At 36.6% G+C, this 16,436-nt stretch carries 10 protein-coding genes; all 10 read right to left on the minus strand.

The window, feature by feature from the left end; genetic code table 11:
* Positions 1 to 55: 55 nt before the first annotated feature.
* On the minus strand, positions 56 to 1,546 hold the full coding sequence (locus FHR29_RS23335; RefSeq protein ID WP_183917509.1) for a sodium:solute symporter: 1,491 nt from the start codon (positions 1,544 to 1,546) through the stop codon (positions 56 to 58).
* A 30-nt stretch (positions 1,547 to 1,576) separates the two neighbouring features.
* On the minus strand, positions 1,577 to 2,389 hold the full coding sequence (gene murQ / locus FHR29_RS23340; protein ID WP_183917511.1) for an N-acetylmuramic acid 6-phosphate etherase: 813 nt from the start codon (positions 2,387 to 2,389) through the stop codon (positions 1,577 to 1,579).
* A 25-nt stretch (positions 2,390 to 2,414) separates the two neighbouring features.
* Positions 2,415 to 3,071: a polysaccharide deacetylase family protein gene (locus tag FHR29_RS26700; RefSeq protein WP_260292736.1), complete on the minus strand. Its 657-nt coding sequence runs from the start codon at positions 3,069 to 3,071 to the stop codon at positions 2,415 to 2,417.
* A 38-nt stretch (positions 3,072 to 3,109) separates the two neighbouring features.
* The gene (locus FHR29_RS23345) at positions 3,110 to 4,936 is read right to left on the minus strand and encodes a glycoside hydrolase family 9 protein (protein ID WP_260292738.1); all 1,827 of its coding nucleotides are present in this window, start codon (positions 4,934 to 4,936) and stop codon (positions 3,110 to 3,112) included.
* Positions 4,937 to 4,956: 20 nt separating this feature from the next.
* Complete coding sequence (locus tag FHR29_RS23350) at positions 4,957 to 6,810, minus strand: PQQ-binding-like beta-propeller repeat protein (RefSeq protein WP_183917514.1); 1,854 nt, start codon at positions 6,808 to 6,810, stop codon at positions 4,957 to 4,959.
* A 170-nt stretch (positions 6,811 to 6,980) separates the two neighbouring features.
* Positions 6,981 to 8,843 (minus strand): RagB/SusD family nutrient uptake outer membrane protein, encoded by a 1,863-nt coding sequence (locus FHR29_RS23355; RefSeq protein ID WP_183917516.1) that lies wholly within the window; start codon positions 8,841 to 8,843, stop codon positions 6,981 to 6,983.
* 10 nt (positions 8,844 to 8,853) lie between these two features.
* A complete protein-coding gene (locus FHR29_RS23360) occupies positions 8,854 to 12,345 on the minus strand; it encodes a SusC/RagA family TonB-linked outer membrane protein (protein WP_183917518.1) in 3,492 nt (1,163 codons plus the stop codon).
* A 57-nt stretch (positions 12,346 to 12,402) separates the two neighbouring features.
* Positions 12,403 to 13,626 (minus strand): exo-beta-N-acetylmuramidase NamZ domain-containing protein, encoded by a 1,224-nt coding sequence (locus FHR29_RS23365; RefSeq protein WP_183917520.1) that lies wholly within the window; start codon positions 13,624 to 13,626, stop codon positions 12,403 to 12,405.
* 484 nt (positions 13,627 to 14,110) lie between these two features.
* On the minus strand, positions 14,111 to 14,752 hold the full coding sequence (locus FHR29_RS23370; RefSeq protein ID WP_183917522.1) for an N-acetylmuramoyl-L-alanine amidase: 642 nt from the start codon (positions 14,750 to 14,752) through the stop codon (positions 14,111 to 14,113).
* Between the two features lie 52 nt (positions 14,753 to 14,804).
* Complete coding sequence (locus FHR29_RS23375) at positions 14,805 to 16,436, minus strand: SusD/RagB family nutrient-binding outer membrane lipoprotein (protein WP_132840936.1); 1,632 nt, start codon at positions 16,434 to 16,436, stop codon at positions 14,805 to 14,807.

Here is a 16,436-nt window from a genome sequence, read left to right on the forward strand (position 1 = left end):
TAATTTAATCAAACTTAACTTAATTTTTTTGCACGTACAAATCACTTAACTTTTTTTAATTATGTGAAAGCGCTCTATCGGAGGCTTTACCCGGAGAAGTTAAAATCAACAGTACGAATGTTATAAAACCATTGATAATGATCAAGTCTAAACCGATTACATACGGCGTATAAACTTCTATTACATAAGTTTTCAAAATATACAAAATAGCTGGTGATAGCACACAAATGAAAGGCACTAGTTTGTCTTTAACTGCGTATTTTGTAGCAATACCTACAACAAACAGTCCCAACAATGGGCCATATGTGTAACTTGCAGCTGTAAAGATTGCGTTTACGACCGAATCATCATTAATTAATTTGAATACTAAAATCACCAATAACATAACAATAGAAAAGCCAAAATGTACATAATTACGTTGCTTAACCAATACTGGATCATTTGGATTCTCTTTTTTATTAAAATTTAGGAAATCAATACAATACGAAGTGGTCAAAGCAGTTAATGCTGAGTCAGTAGTTGCAAATGTAGCTGCCGTCAATCCCATCATAAAAATTATTGCCGGAAGAATAGCCAAATGATTTAAAGCAATTTCAGGATATAAATAATCACGAGTAGCGAGCTGACTGATATCAATTCCATTTTTCTCTGCATAAATATAGAGCAGTGCTCCAACTGCTAAAAAGAAAATATTGATCACCACAAATACACTGGTAAAAGTAATCATATTCTTTTGAGCCTCTTTGATTGTTCCCATGGAGAGGTTCTTCTGCATCAGATCCTGGTCTAATCCTGTCATGGCAATGGTTACAAAAATCCCCCCTAGAAATTGTTTCCAAAAATTAGCTTTGCTACCAACAAAATCATCCCAAAAGAATATTTTAGAATAGCTACTTTCTTTAACTGCTTCGAAAGTATCAACAATTCCAAAATTTAGTCCTTTAGCCATAAAGTAGATGGAAAGAATAACCGCTGTTATCAAAAATGTTGTTTGCAGCGTATCCGTTACAATTATTGTCTTCAACCCGCCTTTATTTGTATAAAGCCAAATTAACAACAGACAGATTACAACTGTAACTACAAAAGGAATATTCCAAGCGTCAAAAATAAAATGTTGCAATACAATAGCAACCAAATAAAGACGAAAGGCAGAACCGATCGTTCTTGAAATTAAAAAGATAGCTGCTCCTGTTTTATAAGTTGTATGACCAAAGCGTTCTTCTAAATAGGTGTAAATAGACGTTAGGTTCATCCTATAATAGAGCGGTAACAAGACATACGCGATGATAATAAAACCAACGGCATTTCCGAGCACAAACTGAAAGTAGCTAAATTCTGAAGCACCAACTGCTCCCGGTACTGAAATAAAAGTCACTCCTGACAATGCAGTACCAATCATTCCAAAGGCAACCATATACCATTTCGAATTGCGATTAGCCACAAAAAAAGTGGAGTTGTCTGATGATCCCTTTGAAGTAAAATGCGCTACGGCAAGTAAAACAGCAAAGTAGACCACCAAAAATGATAATAAAATTATTGGTGACATAAGTTTGTTTTATAATAGGTGATTTAGTGTTTAGTGTGTTTCTTGATATGCCTCTATTGCCTGGCGCACATGACCAAATTTTTCCAATAATTCTGTTGCTTCAGCTTCCGTTGCATTCGTTTCATCCATAATAATACGAACCCCGCGAGCCATTAATTTATGATTAGATAATTGCATATCAACCATTTTATTTCCCTGCACACGTCCCAATTGGATCATAATGGAGGTACTTAGCATATTCAGTACTAATTTTTGAGCAGTCCCTGCTTTCATACGTGTAGAACCTGTCACGAACTCAGGCCCAACCACTACTTCCACAGGCAATTGCGCCTCTTTTGCTATAGGTGAACCACTATTGCAAACGATACAGCCTGTTGCTAATCCCGCGGCATTGGCGGCCTGTAAACCTCCAACTACATAAGGAGTCGTTCCTGATGCGGCAATACCGATAACAACATCCGTTTTATTAATACTATATTCAGTCAAGTCCTTCCAGGCCTGTTCTGTATCATCTTCAGCAAATTCAACTGCTTTTCGGATAGCCGTATCTCCTCCTGCAATCATTCCGATAATCCAATCAAATGGAACACCATAAGTTGGAGGACATTCTGATGCATCCAAAACACCTAATCGTCCACTTGTACCAGCACCGATATAAAAAACACGTCCTCCATTTTTCATCTTAGCTACACACTCATTAACCAACGCCTCTATCTGCGGAATAGCTTTTTCAACAGCCATCGGAACGGTCTTATCTTCGTTATTAATATTCGTCAACAACTCCAAAACAGTCATTTTTTCTAAATCCTGGTAATGCGATTCTTTTTCGGTTGTATTTATCATCCTATCTTCTATATTATCCTTTATTCTATTGTAATAACACACGAATATCGACAAATTGATATTCCTCTTTCTTTAACTTATCTATCATTTTACCTAAGCGGTGATAAAATTTATCTTTTCGACGTGAGTCTGTGCCCATATGTATGAGTATGATAAATCCATTTAATCCGTTTAGCTTTTTATTTTGTTCCCATAGCCCCTTTTCAATATCATCAGAAGATAAATATCGTTTACCCATTTCAGGATAACTATAATCGGCGGCAGTTCGTAATCCAGGAGTATAATTAATGGGCACATATCCCATTTCCTCACTCCACGCGACAATCTCCTGATTGTACCATTCATACGAAGGAATAAAATATTTGTTATCGGTTCGAAAACCTAATTTTTCTAATTCCCTGAAATTCATCTCCAAATCTTGGATAAATGAATCCTTTGTTACTAATAAACCTTGTCTATTGTCCCAATCACTAAACAATAAATGTTTATCAGAGTGAGCAGAAAGATAATGTTTATTCCTTTTAATCTCCTTTACAACAGAACGAAATTTCGATGTTCTCAAAAAGTCTCCTGTTAGAAAGAAAGAACCCTTTACATCCTTTTCTTTCAATATTTTTAGCACCGTCAATCCACCATCAGCTAAATCATGTCCTGTAAAAACCAGCGCTAGTTGCTTTTGCAAGCTATCTCCTCTCACGATAGCTCCAAAAGAATCTTTAACTACTTTTTTATTGGAGGCTCCTCTAATGCCTTTTGTTCTTGAGAAGCTAACAAATAGATCAATGAAGCAGTACCATCCATTGTAGGTTCATTTGTACTGTAGTCACCATAATCGTCATGATAAACAACAAGATCACTTTGAAATGCAGCATACGGATCCTCATTCAGCAATTTAATTCCGATCAGATTACGATATGTCGAAGTCATTATGGGACCATCAACCAACCCACCATCAATTGGAAAATTCTTTAAATGAGTAAAAGCAGAATGCGGATTAACAGGTGTATCTCCCCAAGAAGGCAAACCATAAACCATGCTTGTGCCCCAAGGATTTGTACCAAAGATCCAATCTATATTTGCTTGTGCCAATTCATCGTATTGTGTATCCTGTGTCAATTCTTTATACCATAAACATTGAATAGCGAACGATACAGTTAAATTATTACTGCACCAAATAAAAGGAACACCCCTATAAAAGGCATTTGTTTTTGCTCGTTCAAAGACCGACGCTATTCCAGACTTATAATATGAGACAATCTCCTCGCGATCATTGCCTTTTAACTGTTTTCCCAGTTCATAATGCCCTAAATTAATAAATGGATACCATTGGTAATGTGCTGCGGTATCTGTTTCCATCCATGGCGTAATTTTTTCCTGTCGCGCATAAGCTATCGATTCATTTAAAAACCGCTTCTTATTTGTTGCCCCATAAAACATTGCTCCGGCCAGCTCCATATCATCAACCCAATTATCCTCGGCATAAATATAAGGAGACTTCACTGATACTGTTTGTGTTACCCCAGGTTTTATTAATGCAAAGTTATATGCTGTTTTGGCTTTTTTAGCCAAAGTTTTAGCATATTTAATATCATCATTTCGAAACAAAGAACTACCCAGATGGAAAGCGCTCGAAAACTTGGCTGCCGTTGAACTTGTACCTGTTGTATTATTCATAAACTTACCACGTTGCTGCGGTTCGCCATTTATAAAATACACCGGTCTTTCAAAACCTCTTCCATAAAAAGGATCTTCACCAGGCATTCTCATATTTGTATGATCACGGTCATCTGCAATCTGGTTAAACATTAAGTTTGGAGCAGGATGCATCTTTAGCAACCAATCCAATCCCCATTTTGCTTCGTCCAGCACATCAGCGCGACCATTCTGACCATCCAATCCATTTGCCTGCTTTTGATCACCAAATACTTTTGGAAAATCTCTATAAGCAGCTAACAAATGATAAGTAGCATTTGCCGAAGTCGTTGAATATTGCAAATAATCGGAAGCATCATGCCAGCCTCCTCCTGCATCAATACGTGAGCTATCTGCAATACCTACCTTATTAGCATGCAATACAAAACCGTCGTGTGTATGACAGCTATCTTTTAGATACGGGTTAAAAAGTGTTCTTTGTTGCCGCATATAACGAAGTGCAAAATCGGCAGCTCCTTTATAGACATCCTTTCCAATTTTAAAAACTGGTGATTTCACTTTTCCAACTCTTAAATAATAAGAACCCGTATCGCGATATGCTGAAAAATCAAACCTAAAGCTTTGCACAAATGGTCCATAAGTTCCAAAATCTTTACCGATTATCTTCGAAAATACACTTTTCTGTGTTTTCGCATCAATCAGTTCAAACCGAGTATAATCAGCCTTTTCCTTTGCTCCAAATACCGCAACTTTAATTCCTGCAGGTGTATACCCTAATTGGTTCACTCTTATCCATGCCTGTTCTTGCGCTTTCGCAAAGTTAAAAACAAAACATGCAAAAACAAGCATAAAAACTCGCTGTAAATGTAATAAGTTTTGCGTAGTTAATTTCATAATTTAGAACTTTTATAAAGTTAAAATTTTAGTTTAACAATTTTACCGTCCATTGTACTGCAAACTAACCCTTTATTACCCATAATCAACGGCGGATTGACCATACCATTTGATATTTTATATTGCCACAATACAGCTCCTGATGAGGCATTAACAGCTGACAGCAAACCTGAATGACTTGGTACAAAAACAATTTTATTGTTAGCGCTGATCGCTGACGGGGTTAGTTCATAAGGAAGTTTCAAATCTGATTTCCATGAGACTTCCATTTTATCAGCTTTGGTGGAAATACCAAGTAAATCACCATCCATTGTTTTCACATATACATATTTATGATCAGTTGATAAACCCATTGACTCTCTAACTCGTATCGTATCCTTCTTCTCTCTCCAGATAACCTTTCCATTTTTCGCATTTAAAGCTGTCATAAATCGATCTGGAGCTACCACATAAATGGCATTATTCACCGCAACGGGATAACAAGCAGCAGCTGAAAACATCCGATTAGCATGACCATTATTCCACTCCCACTCTAATTTACCTGACTGCGCATTTAAGGCATAAAAACCATTACCCCAAGAACCAAAAATAATTAGATTTTGATAATAAGTTGGGAGCGTAGAAACATACCCCTTTACATCCTTAAAATTCCACTTTTCCTTTCCAGTCAGTACATCCAATGCTCTAAAAACTCCATCCGAACCGCCGATGTATGCCGTGCCACTCTGAATCAAAGGTGATCCCAAAACAGCTTTTCCTGTTTTAATTTTCCATTTTAACAGTCCACTTTCTGCATCCAACCCATAGATATAATGATCTGAAGAACCGACAACGACAACACCCTTCCATGCAGCTGGTGTTGAATAAACTTTGCCACCAGTTTTAAATGACCATTTTTTCTGCCCCGTATTATTATCCAAAGCAAAAACATCTCCTGAAGTATTTGCTGTAATGATCAAATCCTTATAAAGTGCCATTCCAGAACCGATATCACTCTCATCTTGAAAAACCCAATTCACAGCAACTTTAGAGGCGAATTTTTCATTAACAGCGTAATTTGGTCTCGGATATTTCTTTTTATCTAGTTCAAAATGATGATTTTCTAGCGCGATCACTGCCCAAGGATCCAAGGAAGTTCCATCAACTGTACGTTCTTGATAAGTAGCCTTACCCTGGTCAATCGTCACAATATTATAACCGCCATATTCATTCTTCGCGCGCAAATTTGACCTCCCCATGATACCAGGTATACCCTCCCAGTCGTACACTTTATTTATATGACCATGTCCGCAAAAAGCCAATTGTACATTTCTAGATTTCACACGATCCAACGCTTCAAACCAATTATTTAAAGAAGAATCCTGCGGATAGTGATTGATATATATGAGAGGAGTATTACGATCAGGATGAGCACTAAACACAGAATCCATCCACACTAGGTTTTCCCTCGGAATCTGACCAGGACTCATCCGCATGTTAGGACCAGAGTTTGTACCCAAAAACATAAATCCTTTATGTTTAAAGAAGAAGGTTTCACCTCCAAACACACTACGAAAAGTATTGGCCCCATTTTCAGACCAGTTACCATCATGATTTCCAGGTATTACATACCATGGCAATGACAAACTATCCAGTATCTGCTTGGCCAATTTCAATTCATGATCTGCACCAAATTCTGTAATATCACCCGATAAAATAACAAAATCAATATCTTTTAATGTATTGAGATCTTTTACGGTTCGACGTAAATCTTCTTCTCCAGTTGCACCGCCAACATGCGTATCTGTTACATGGGCAAATTTGAAAGTTTGCCCATGCAAGAAATTGAAGGCAAAAATCATTATGCAAATAATCGTATAGGTTCTTTTTATCATGATAGGAATCAGTTATTAACGTAAATATACTTAAAAAAATGCACAAACATGCATGTTTGTGCAATAATATAAAATAATAACGCAAACAAACACTTTTATAAAATGGTCAATGGGACCAAATAAAAAGAGCCACCTAAATTAAGTGGCTCTAATAACCCAGTAGTCAAAGACTACCAGCCTGCTGTTTGTGTTAATGTATATCCTCTGTCTACGTATTGTTGCACTTGATTAAGTCCAACAGGTGACATATATGATCTCTCTTTGAAAGCTACGCGATTTTCAAAGTTTGCAACTACATAATAACCGACCATATCAGCAGCATTTGCACCTGTAAACATTATAATAGTACCATCTGCCTTCATAACTTTCAGCTTATTTTTATATGAATCGGCCAAATTAGTGCCCGAGGTATTTTTAGGTAAATCTTTCAAAGCATTGATCCAAGGACCAGCTGCATAATCTGGTTTGTTAAAATTCATATAATCCAATTTTTTCCAACGTCTAATATCATTTAGACGTGCTCCCTCGTACACAAACTCCATACGGCGTTCACGGCGAATCTCCCACATCAAAGGAGACACAGCACCATCTTTAGAAGGATCATTTGGAATCGCAGACAATAATAATGGCGCTGTTTTCTTAACACCTTTTCTCACCGCATCTGAATCTAATGGTCGATTTCTTATTGCATTGATTGATTTATCCAAGTCATTCTGACTCACAGCAGCACCACCATAATTCTCAGCCAACACTTGCTTAGCTTCAATCCAATTCAGCACCACTTCTGCCAAGCGCGCTACAGGAGCATCATTCGTATTGGTATTACTAGTCCATTTCGCAGGATAAGTTTTACCGATATAAGTCAACGCATCCCTACTCGAAAATTTATGAACATAAGCAAGAGTTACAGCAGCAGTATTGACCGTATCCATGAAAGTCGCTTCAAATCTTGGATCTCTAGATGCTGCCAATGCCTTTAATGAAAAATCACTAGCTTTAGCCACTGTTGAGTTTTGCCACACCTTACCATCATTACAGATAAAAGATTTCAGTAAGCTCAGATTTGATGCTTTATCCTGCCCCTCATATCCATTACTGTACGAACCTATTGCATGTGTAACTTTTACAGCATCATTATAAGCTCTAAAGAAAATAACCTCAGGATTTCCGGTTAGATCTTCGGATGCAAATAAACTTTTAAAATCACTTCCAAAGGTATATTTACCTGAATTCATTACATATTGAGAAGCTTCAACCGCTAATTCCAAAAACTTTTTTGCTCTTGTTTTATCGACATTATGATAATGCTCCCAGGTACCTTCAAATAGCATCCAATTTGAAATCAGAGCAGCGGCTGTGTAGCGCCCCACATAGCCTTTACCATCGTCAATGCGCATATTTTCAAGAACAAACTTACAGTCATCGTATACTTTATCCATCACCTCTGTTCTTGGTGTTCGTGCTTTGTACATCGTATCAAAATCTTTTGGATCAACCTCGGTATCAAAATAAGGAACATCTCCAAACACACCTACTAAACGTGAGTATTCAAAAGCTCTGAAAAATTTCGCAACAGCTGTCCAATGATTATACTCCTCTTGTGATAAATTAGGCTTTGCTTTATTTTCCAACCTGTTTAACATTACATTAGCTTTCCGCACCCAATAAAAATTCCAGGAAGGTCCTGAATATTGTGTTAGCATATCGGTAATAGGCAAAGCTATGGCTGTTGCAGAAGGACCACGTGTAGTAGGAACTGTCGATTCAAAGCTCGCCTGTGCTCCCTCAGATGTAAAATCATCCGCCCAGTTATACCCTCTCAGCGGAGCAAATGCAACACCGAATCCAGAATTATATCCTACAAAAAAGTTTGTGTAAAAATCATTTGCATACAACCTAACATCAGTCTGATTTCTCCAAAACTCAGCATCGTTCACTTTAGTTGTTTCTGAGCGATCGAGCAAGTCCTTATTACAAGAAACTAAACTTGCCGTAGACAGCAAAATTGCTATAATATGTTTATTTAATTTCATTTTCCTAATATTAAAAATTTAACTGAACACCAAATGAAGCGCTTTTGAATGTTGGAGTACCTACACCTGTGCGACCGCCATTATAGTTGGTAGCATTAAAAATAGACTCTCCTTCCACCTCTTCGGGGTCAACTGGCAATCCATTTAACTTGTCCCACGTAAAGAAATTTTCCAATGAAACGTATACCCGTAAATTATTAATTTTCACACGATCCAAAACATGTTTAGATATTGTATATCCCATTGTTAGATTTTTAACTCTCAGATAAGACATATCCAATAAGTATCGCGATTGAATCTGCATATTGTTCACATTAGTACCTCCAGCATTATTAAACGCTGCAGGATAAAATGCATCCTGATTATCTGGTGTCCAATAATCATTAACAAAACTTGCTGGCATCGCCCCATCAGAAACATTAAAGCCCGGAATAGCTAAAAATCCTGTTCCCCAGACTTTACGCTGACCGACACCCTGAAAGAAAGCTGAGACATCAAAACCTTTAAAATCTGCACCGATTCTGAATCCATACTGATATCTTGGTGTTGAATTACCAATAATCTTCGTATCTCCAGGATTATCAATTGTACCTTCTCCATTATCTATTTCTCCATCACCATTCAAATCCTTATATTTGACATCCCCAGGTCCGTAGTAAAACTTAGATGAATTTTGATACCTAGGCTGATAGACAGCTTTCTCCCCATTAGGCCCTTCTTTCAATAAATAAGCTTGACCACCACCATTCTCATAATATTTAGACATTTCTGGTGTTAGTTTAATTAATTGTGCATTTCCATTTCCATCCAATACAAAATCATCATATTGGTACAGTCGATCTGTTTCGAAGCCCCATATATCACCATAAACACGTCCATTATAATTTACACCTGTAGTTCTTGATTCTGTATAACCATTGAAAACCGATTTAGAATCGTCAATATTAGCCCTTAAATTAATACCAAGACCATTTTCAAACCGATGATTAAAATCTAAAGCAATTTCCACTCCTTTAGTTGTCAATGTACCATAATTACCTATAGGAGCAGGTGCGCCCAAAGTCAACGTAGTACCCTCTAACGGAGCAAACATATTATTCGTTTTCTTTTGATACCAATCAACAGTCAGTCCTAATTTATTTTTAAAAAAACGTGCATCTAAACCAATATCCAACGTTTCCAAATCTTCCCAAGTAACATCAGGTACAATTAATTTTGGCGTACCCACCGAATTAGTTAGAGTACCATCAATCACCCAATTCGTTTGACCAGCAGGCATATTGGAAATATATAAATCAGAAGGTACAGTCTGGTTACCAATAATACCCCAAGAACCTCTAAACTTCAATTGATTCAACGTGGGTTTTGCCCATTCCATAAATCTTTCTTCCGAAGCCACCCATCCTGCAGAGAACGATGGGAACCATCTCCATTTCAAATCTTTTGGAAATTTAGAAGAGCCATCATAACGAAGATTTGCTTCTAATAAATATTTGTTCTTATAAGCATAGTTAACACGTCCAAAATACCCTAATTGCGACTCCCAGTACTCTCCTCCGCTACCCGTAATTGTGCCCACAGCAAGATCAAACTGCGGATTTGTAATATCAATTAAATCGGCTCTTTGTGTCCAATGATATTGACCGGCTGAAGCAACACGATTCATACCTAACATAAATTTAAATACATGATCGTCATTTAGATTTAAATCATATGTACTATAGGCATTAAAGGTATGTTTTTGCTCATTTTCAGACCGCATATAAATATGATCTTGCGCAGAACCATTCGCGGTATACATATCATTTGATAAATCATATGCCTGTATAGCTCCTTCATCAGTAGCAGACACAACAGCACCATCACTATTAACATACACCGGATTACCACTAGCATCAACTCTTTTCTTCGCGGCTACCCATGAATTTGCTGCTGTATATCGTGTACCATTTCTTCTCCACGAAAAATCTTCATTCGTAAAACTATAATCAATATCTACCCGCCAATTTTTCTTAATATTAACTGTCGCACCTGCATTTAAGTTAATGTAGTTGCGCAACATCGATGCATCATTAGCTGCATTATTTTCACTCCAAGGACTTCTAATTGGGTTTCCATTTTCATCATTGCCCATCGGATACAAGGAACTCCATCGATACATGTATAACCACGGATCTGCTGTAGTGGAGTTTGTGGCATATGGATATGTCTTATTTCGTTGAGCAAACATAGCACCACCCCGAACAGTTATATATTTATTAAGTTCAGTACTAAGACGTAAAGCAGCATTATACCTTGTGAATTTATCTGAATTTCCAGGTTTTAACATTCCGCTTTGGTTTAACGAACCGAATGAAGCAGTATATTTTGTTTTATTAACACTACCATTTAAGGATAGATTGTGAGTTTGTGTAGGTGCCCACTCTTTAATCATATAATCATATGGATCATAAGTACGTATACCAAACTTCTTAGTTGGAGCTGTAGGATTCACATACCAATCCCTTCCGTATACTGTCGGATCATCTGCTCCGATAGTAGAGCCATATTTTTTATCCCAATCGACAGCTTTCTCGTAGCTTTCTCTATTGATTTTATAAAAAGCTCCAGTCTCCGTTTCCCCTACTCGATCCATAGCGTCTACCGTATATTTCAATGCGTTCAAACGTCCCATCTCATATCTTTTAAAGGGATTTTGAAAAGAGAAATTATTAGAATAATTCACATTGATTTTTTCGGTTGTGTTTCCCGTCTTACTTGTAATCAATATAACACCAAAAGCGGCTTTAGCTCCATAAATAGAAGAAGCTGCGGCATCTTTTAAAACGGTAATCGACTCTACATCTTCAGGATTGACATATTGAATACTTGGTATTTCAACATTATCTAATAAAATAAGTGGATTAGATGTCCCTTGGATTGAAGAAATTGCACCACGAATTCTAATTTTCGGATCAGCTCCCACCTCTCCACTAGGTACTGTAACACTTAATCCTGGTGTTGTTCCCTGAATTGCACGACCAACATCTGCAATTGGTCTACTCTGCAAATTTTCTTTGACATTAATAGTCGATACAGCACCTGTTACATTTCCTTTTTTCTGCGTACCATAACCAACCACAACGACTTCTTCCAAAGCTTCATTGCTTGATTCTATGGTTACATTGACTGTATTAGAAGTTACTGTCACCTCTTTTGTTGCATAACCCACAGAAGTAAATCTTAATTTACTTCCAATTGGAGCAGCAATTTTGAAATGACCTTGGCTATCAGTTTTTGTAGATGCCGTTCCTCCAACAACTACTACGCTTACCTCAGACATGGGCCCATCTGGTCCAGTCACTACCCCCTGAACTGCATTTTGAAGTACAGATTTGGATGAAGCTAAAAGTGACTGTGTTACTTTAGGATTATTTAGAATACTCTCTTTGCTCACATTACTGAAAGACTTCGAAGGCACACTTAATCCCACCGCAACAGAAAATAGTATAAATTTTCTCATTGTATTGTAGCGTTTTAAAATAAATGATTGCTTATATTGATATCTAGTTTGTTTGTTTTATTCAAAATCTGGGTAGATCAAATATTTTTTACGCATCAATTTATATGCGTCTAAATCCTTAGCCCATGATGCTCTAATTTCATCTTCCGATTTACCTGCAAGAATCTGCAGTCTTAATTGATCTGTTCCCGCTAGCTTGTCAAAAAAGGCAGGTCGGGCAAAGAAAGTTGATTTATCAGGAGTTTTATTGTAAAAATCCAAGAGATATTTCAGGGTAAACTTGTGCTCCGAAGGAATTATATTTCGAAGATCAAGACCATAATTAACAGCACCTTTACCTTCCACATGTTTTGTCATACCATGGCGATCACCTGGAGTAAAAGTAAATGAACCATAAACTGGATTGGTATAACCAATAATTTGAAAAGGCCAGTCCGTTCCACGTCCTACGGAAATATCAGTCCCCTCAAAAAGACATAATGATAAATACAGCCGAACCGATAACGCATTTGGAAGACTTGGTGAGGGAATAACCGGCAGTTCGTACATCATCTTATGATCATATCCTTTTACAGGGACAACCGTAACATCACATTGCTTTCCATTTTCTAACCATTTTTCACCATTAACCATCTTAGCCAATTCACCAATTGTCAAACCGTGAATCATCGCTATTTTGTGCCAAGAAACATCAGATTTAAACTTATCATCGTGCCTTACGGGACCATCTACTTGATCTCCATTTGGATTAGGTCGATCCAAGACAATTAATTTCTTATTATGTTTTGCACATAATTCCATAACACGATGTAAAGAAGTGATATAAGTATAAAATCGAGCTCCAACATCCTGAAGATCGAAAATCATCACATCGATTGTATTTATGATTGAATCCTGTTTCTGATTACCGCCATATAAAGTATATAAAGGCAATCCTGTTTTAGAATCAACATCATTTCCAAATTTCTCTCCCCTTTCTACATCACCTCTAAATCCATGCTCAGGCGCAAAAGCAAATTTTAAATCCACTTTCTCCCGAAATAATAGATCAACCAGATGTTCCTTTGATCGTCCAACAACAGAAGTTTGATTCCCCATTATCCCAACCTTCTTACCTTTTACCATGGGTAAGTAAATTGCAAGTTGATCTGCTCCAGGTAAAATATCTGTATTATTAGCGACAGTAGAAGAAGGAGTCTTGCTTACAATTGCTGATTTACTAGTACAGGAATTGAAAGCAAGAAAACTTGTCAATGCAAGGAATGTAAATAGTCTTTTCATAGTTAAATTAAAATTGATGATAGCGTACCTACCATACTGCCAAATAGTTGATAATTCGTCAATAAATGTAAGTAGATGTTTTCGTTTTCTAAATTAAATAACTCATAAACATGCAAAACAAAGTAAGTGATCACTTTTATTTTATTCAAATTCAATTGCTATTTATTTAACATTTTTTAACAGAAAAAATCACCAAAACAACATAACTGACTAAATAACAGCTTACTAAATAAAATTTAAAGGTGTCAAGCTGGTTCAAATAGTGTAACAGATACACTAAAATGTAACATTACTGATACATGTGCAAAATGTAGCATAAAACAGCAAATAAGACTTTCTTAAGGAAAAGATAAGAGAAATATCTTTCGGGCATCAAAAGCGACGAAAAAACTCCTCAAATGCAATGAAATCCTCAAAAAAATATAAATAACAAAAAAAAGGAGTCCTTACGAACTCCTTTTATTTCATTGATCGATTCGGTCTATTATAAAGATAAAAGCTTCAAATCACTCAGATTTTCCCTCAGCTTTAACATAAAGGCATCCCCTGGATCTGATTTAGACGTAAAATAATCAGAATCAGTCTCTTTCCAATATTTAGTCTTTCGAAAAGCTCTATATTCATGATGGCCAATTACAAAATCAATCGGGTACTTACTTTTCAAGTATCTGATCAGCTTCTCATTTGCTTTTAACTGCTTTTCGGTAAGTGGATACTTATCTCCTCCAATATTTTCAATACCGATAGCACAATAGTTTAAACCAATAGTGTGTCTCGCAAACACTGTATCGGGTAAAAACTGATAAATGGATCCATCTCTATCAATAACATACTGGGAAGAGACGTTTAAAGCACTTGCTTTTCTAAGTTCAGGCCTACCTGGCAATAGCACTGGATTGAATGTATTAAATGTTGCCTGAATACTATTATTAGCAGTCCAGTGCACCACTACCATTATTGGCTTAATAATAGCCGTCTGCTGTACAATACCATGCCTGTTTTTCAAATAATCCAAAGACAATTGCTCACGTTCTGCATTCCAAATAATTGGTTTTTGAATTATTTCAGATGTTTGCGCAAATGAACGAATGGCAAAAAATAAAAATAGAAAATAAAAGTATCTCATTTCACTAATATATAAAAGGGTTTACAAAATAAATGTAAACCCTAATTATTTTTTATTTATCCCACCAAATACGTTGATTTTGATAAGTGGGTAAATCCGCATCCGCATTAGCCGCTTTTACCTGAGTTAGGTTATAATTAATTTCATAAGATGGAATTGCAAACCGCCTAGGCCATTCAGTTTGCGACGGATAAGCAGTGGCAAATACATGGGACGGCCTTTTAAATCCTTTATAAATACCTGTTGATTCATTGTAATTCCCTGATGCATCCGTACAATAATTCATTCTTCTCAAATCAGACCATTGCTCAGGGGAATACGAAAGAGCAATATATTTTTGAATCATGATATGACTTAAAGTTAATTTACCAGCCTCCTGCACGATGGAAGAACTTGCCATATATGATGCTACATCCGAAGCCTTAACACCCATTATTTCCATATGCGCCTTGATCCCGGCTTGATAAGCGGTTAATGCTGCTCCCAATTCTCCTTTTTTAAAGCGTACTTCTGCTTCAATAAACTTCATTTCAGAATTAGTTAATAATAATCCTTTACCTCCTTTTTCAGTATACCAAGTTCCTGTTGAAAGTACTCGACCATTTGCGGCAACCTCCTTACGCATTGAAATATAAACGGAATCTTTATTTGAAAATTTATTTGTCGCACTGGCATAAACATAAGAAGCAGGGCCTGTTTTTGGCAAATCAGAACTCATATCTACAAATAAGGTTTGACGATAACTGCCATCTGGATTCTGAGAACTTGGAATTAATAAGTTTAATCGCGGATCAATAACATTAGCATTACCAGAGGGGGCGCCATGATAATTATTGGTAATATAATTATAATATAATTGCGTAATACGGGCTGAAGTTCCAGTATTCCCCCACTGCAAAGATGCTTTACTCTGATCACTTGTCGTAGCTGTCTCATCAATATATTGTATAATTGTACTCTCATCATTTAAAATTGGAGCTTTCTCCAAAGCGTCTAATACAGCCTGTGCGTTATATGTAGGTAATTTACTATAATGATTTAAAAATCTAGCTTTTAATCCATAAGCCAATTTCAACCAATTCTGTACGTTTCCCTTATTGAAAATGTCTCCGGCAGATAATGGAGCTGCTCCAGAAGCTTGTTCTTTAGACAAATCTAAGATAGCCTCATCAATTAAAGCTAAAATTTTGGTATACACATATTCTCCATCATCAAACTTCGGTGTAAGATTATTAACTTTATCAAACTCATCATATGGCAACATTCCATATAGATCAGCCATATAACCAAAGCCCCAAGCTTTAATCAGTTTTGCTACTCCAATATAGTGGTAAGCTCCAACTTTGGTTGCACTCTCAATTAACGGATCAATATTTACAGCAGTATTCACATACCATGATTGCCAAGGCCAGCCTGTTGAAGAAGCTGTTGAATTCCATCTGGTTAAATTCCAATTATTATTGTTAGCATTTACAACTGCCAACTGCTGACCTAAAAATGAAGTACGCGTACCTGCAGACTCATATCCATCTATAAACTGAGCCAACATGGATGGCAGCCGTTGTTGAGGTGTCGGTACTGTTGAATTCGCAGCATTAGGATTATCATTAACATCTAACCATTTACTGCAAGAATTGAGTAGCAATAGTATAGAAGTTGTGGCTATATAAAATATTTTTTTCAT

This window comes from Sphingobacterium sp. JUb56 (assembly GCF_014191365.1).
Lineage (GTDB): Bacteria > Bacteroidota > Bacteroidia > Sphingobacteriales > Sphingobacteriaceae > Sphingobacterium > Sphingobacterium anhuiense.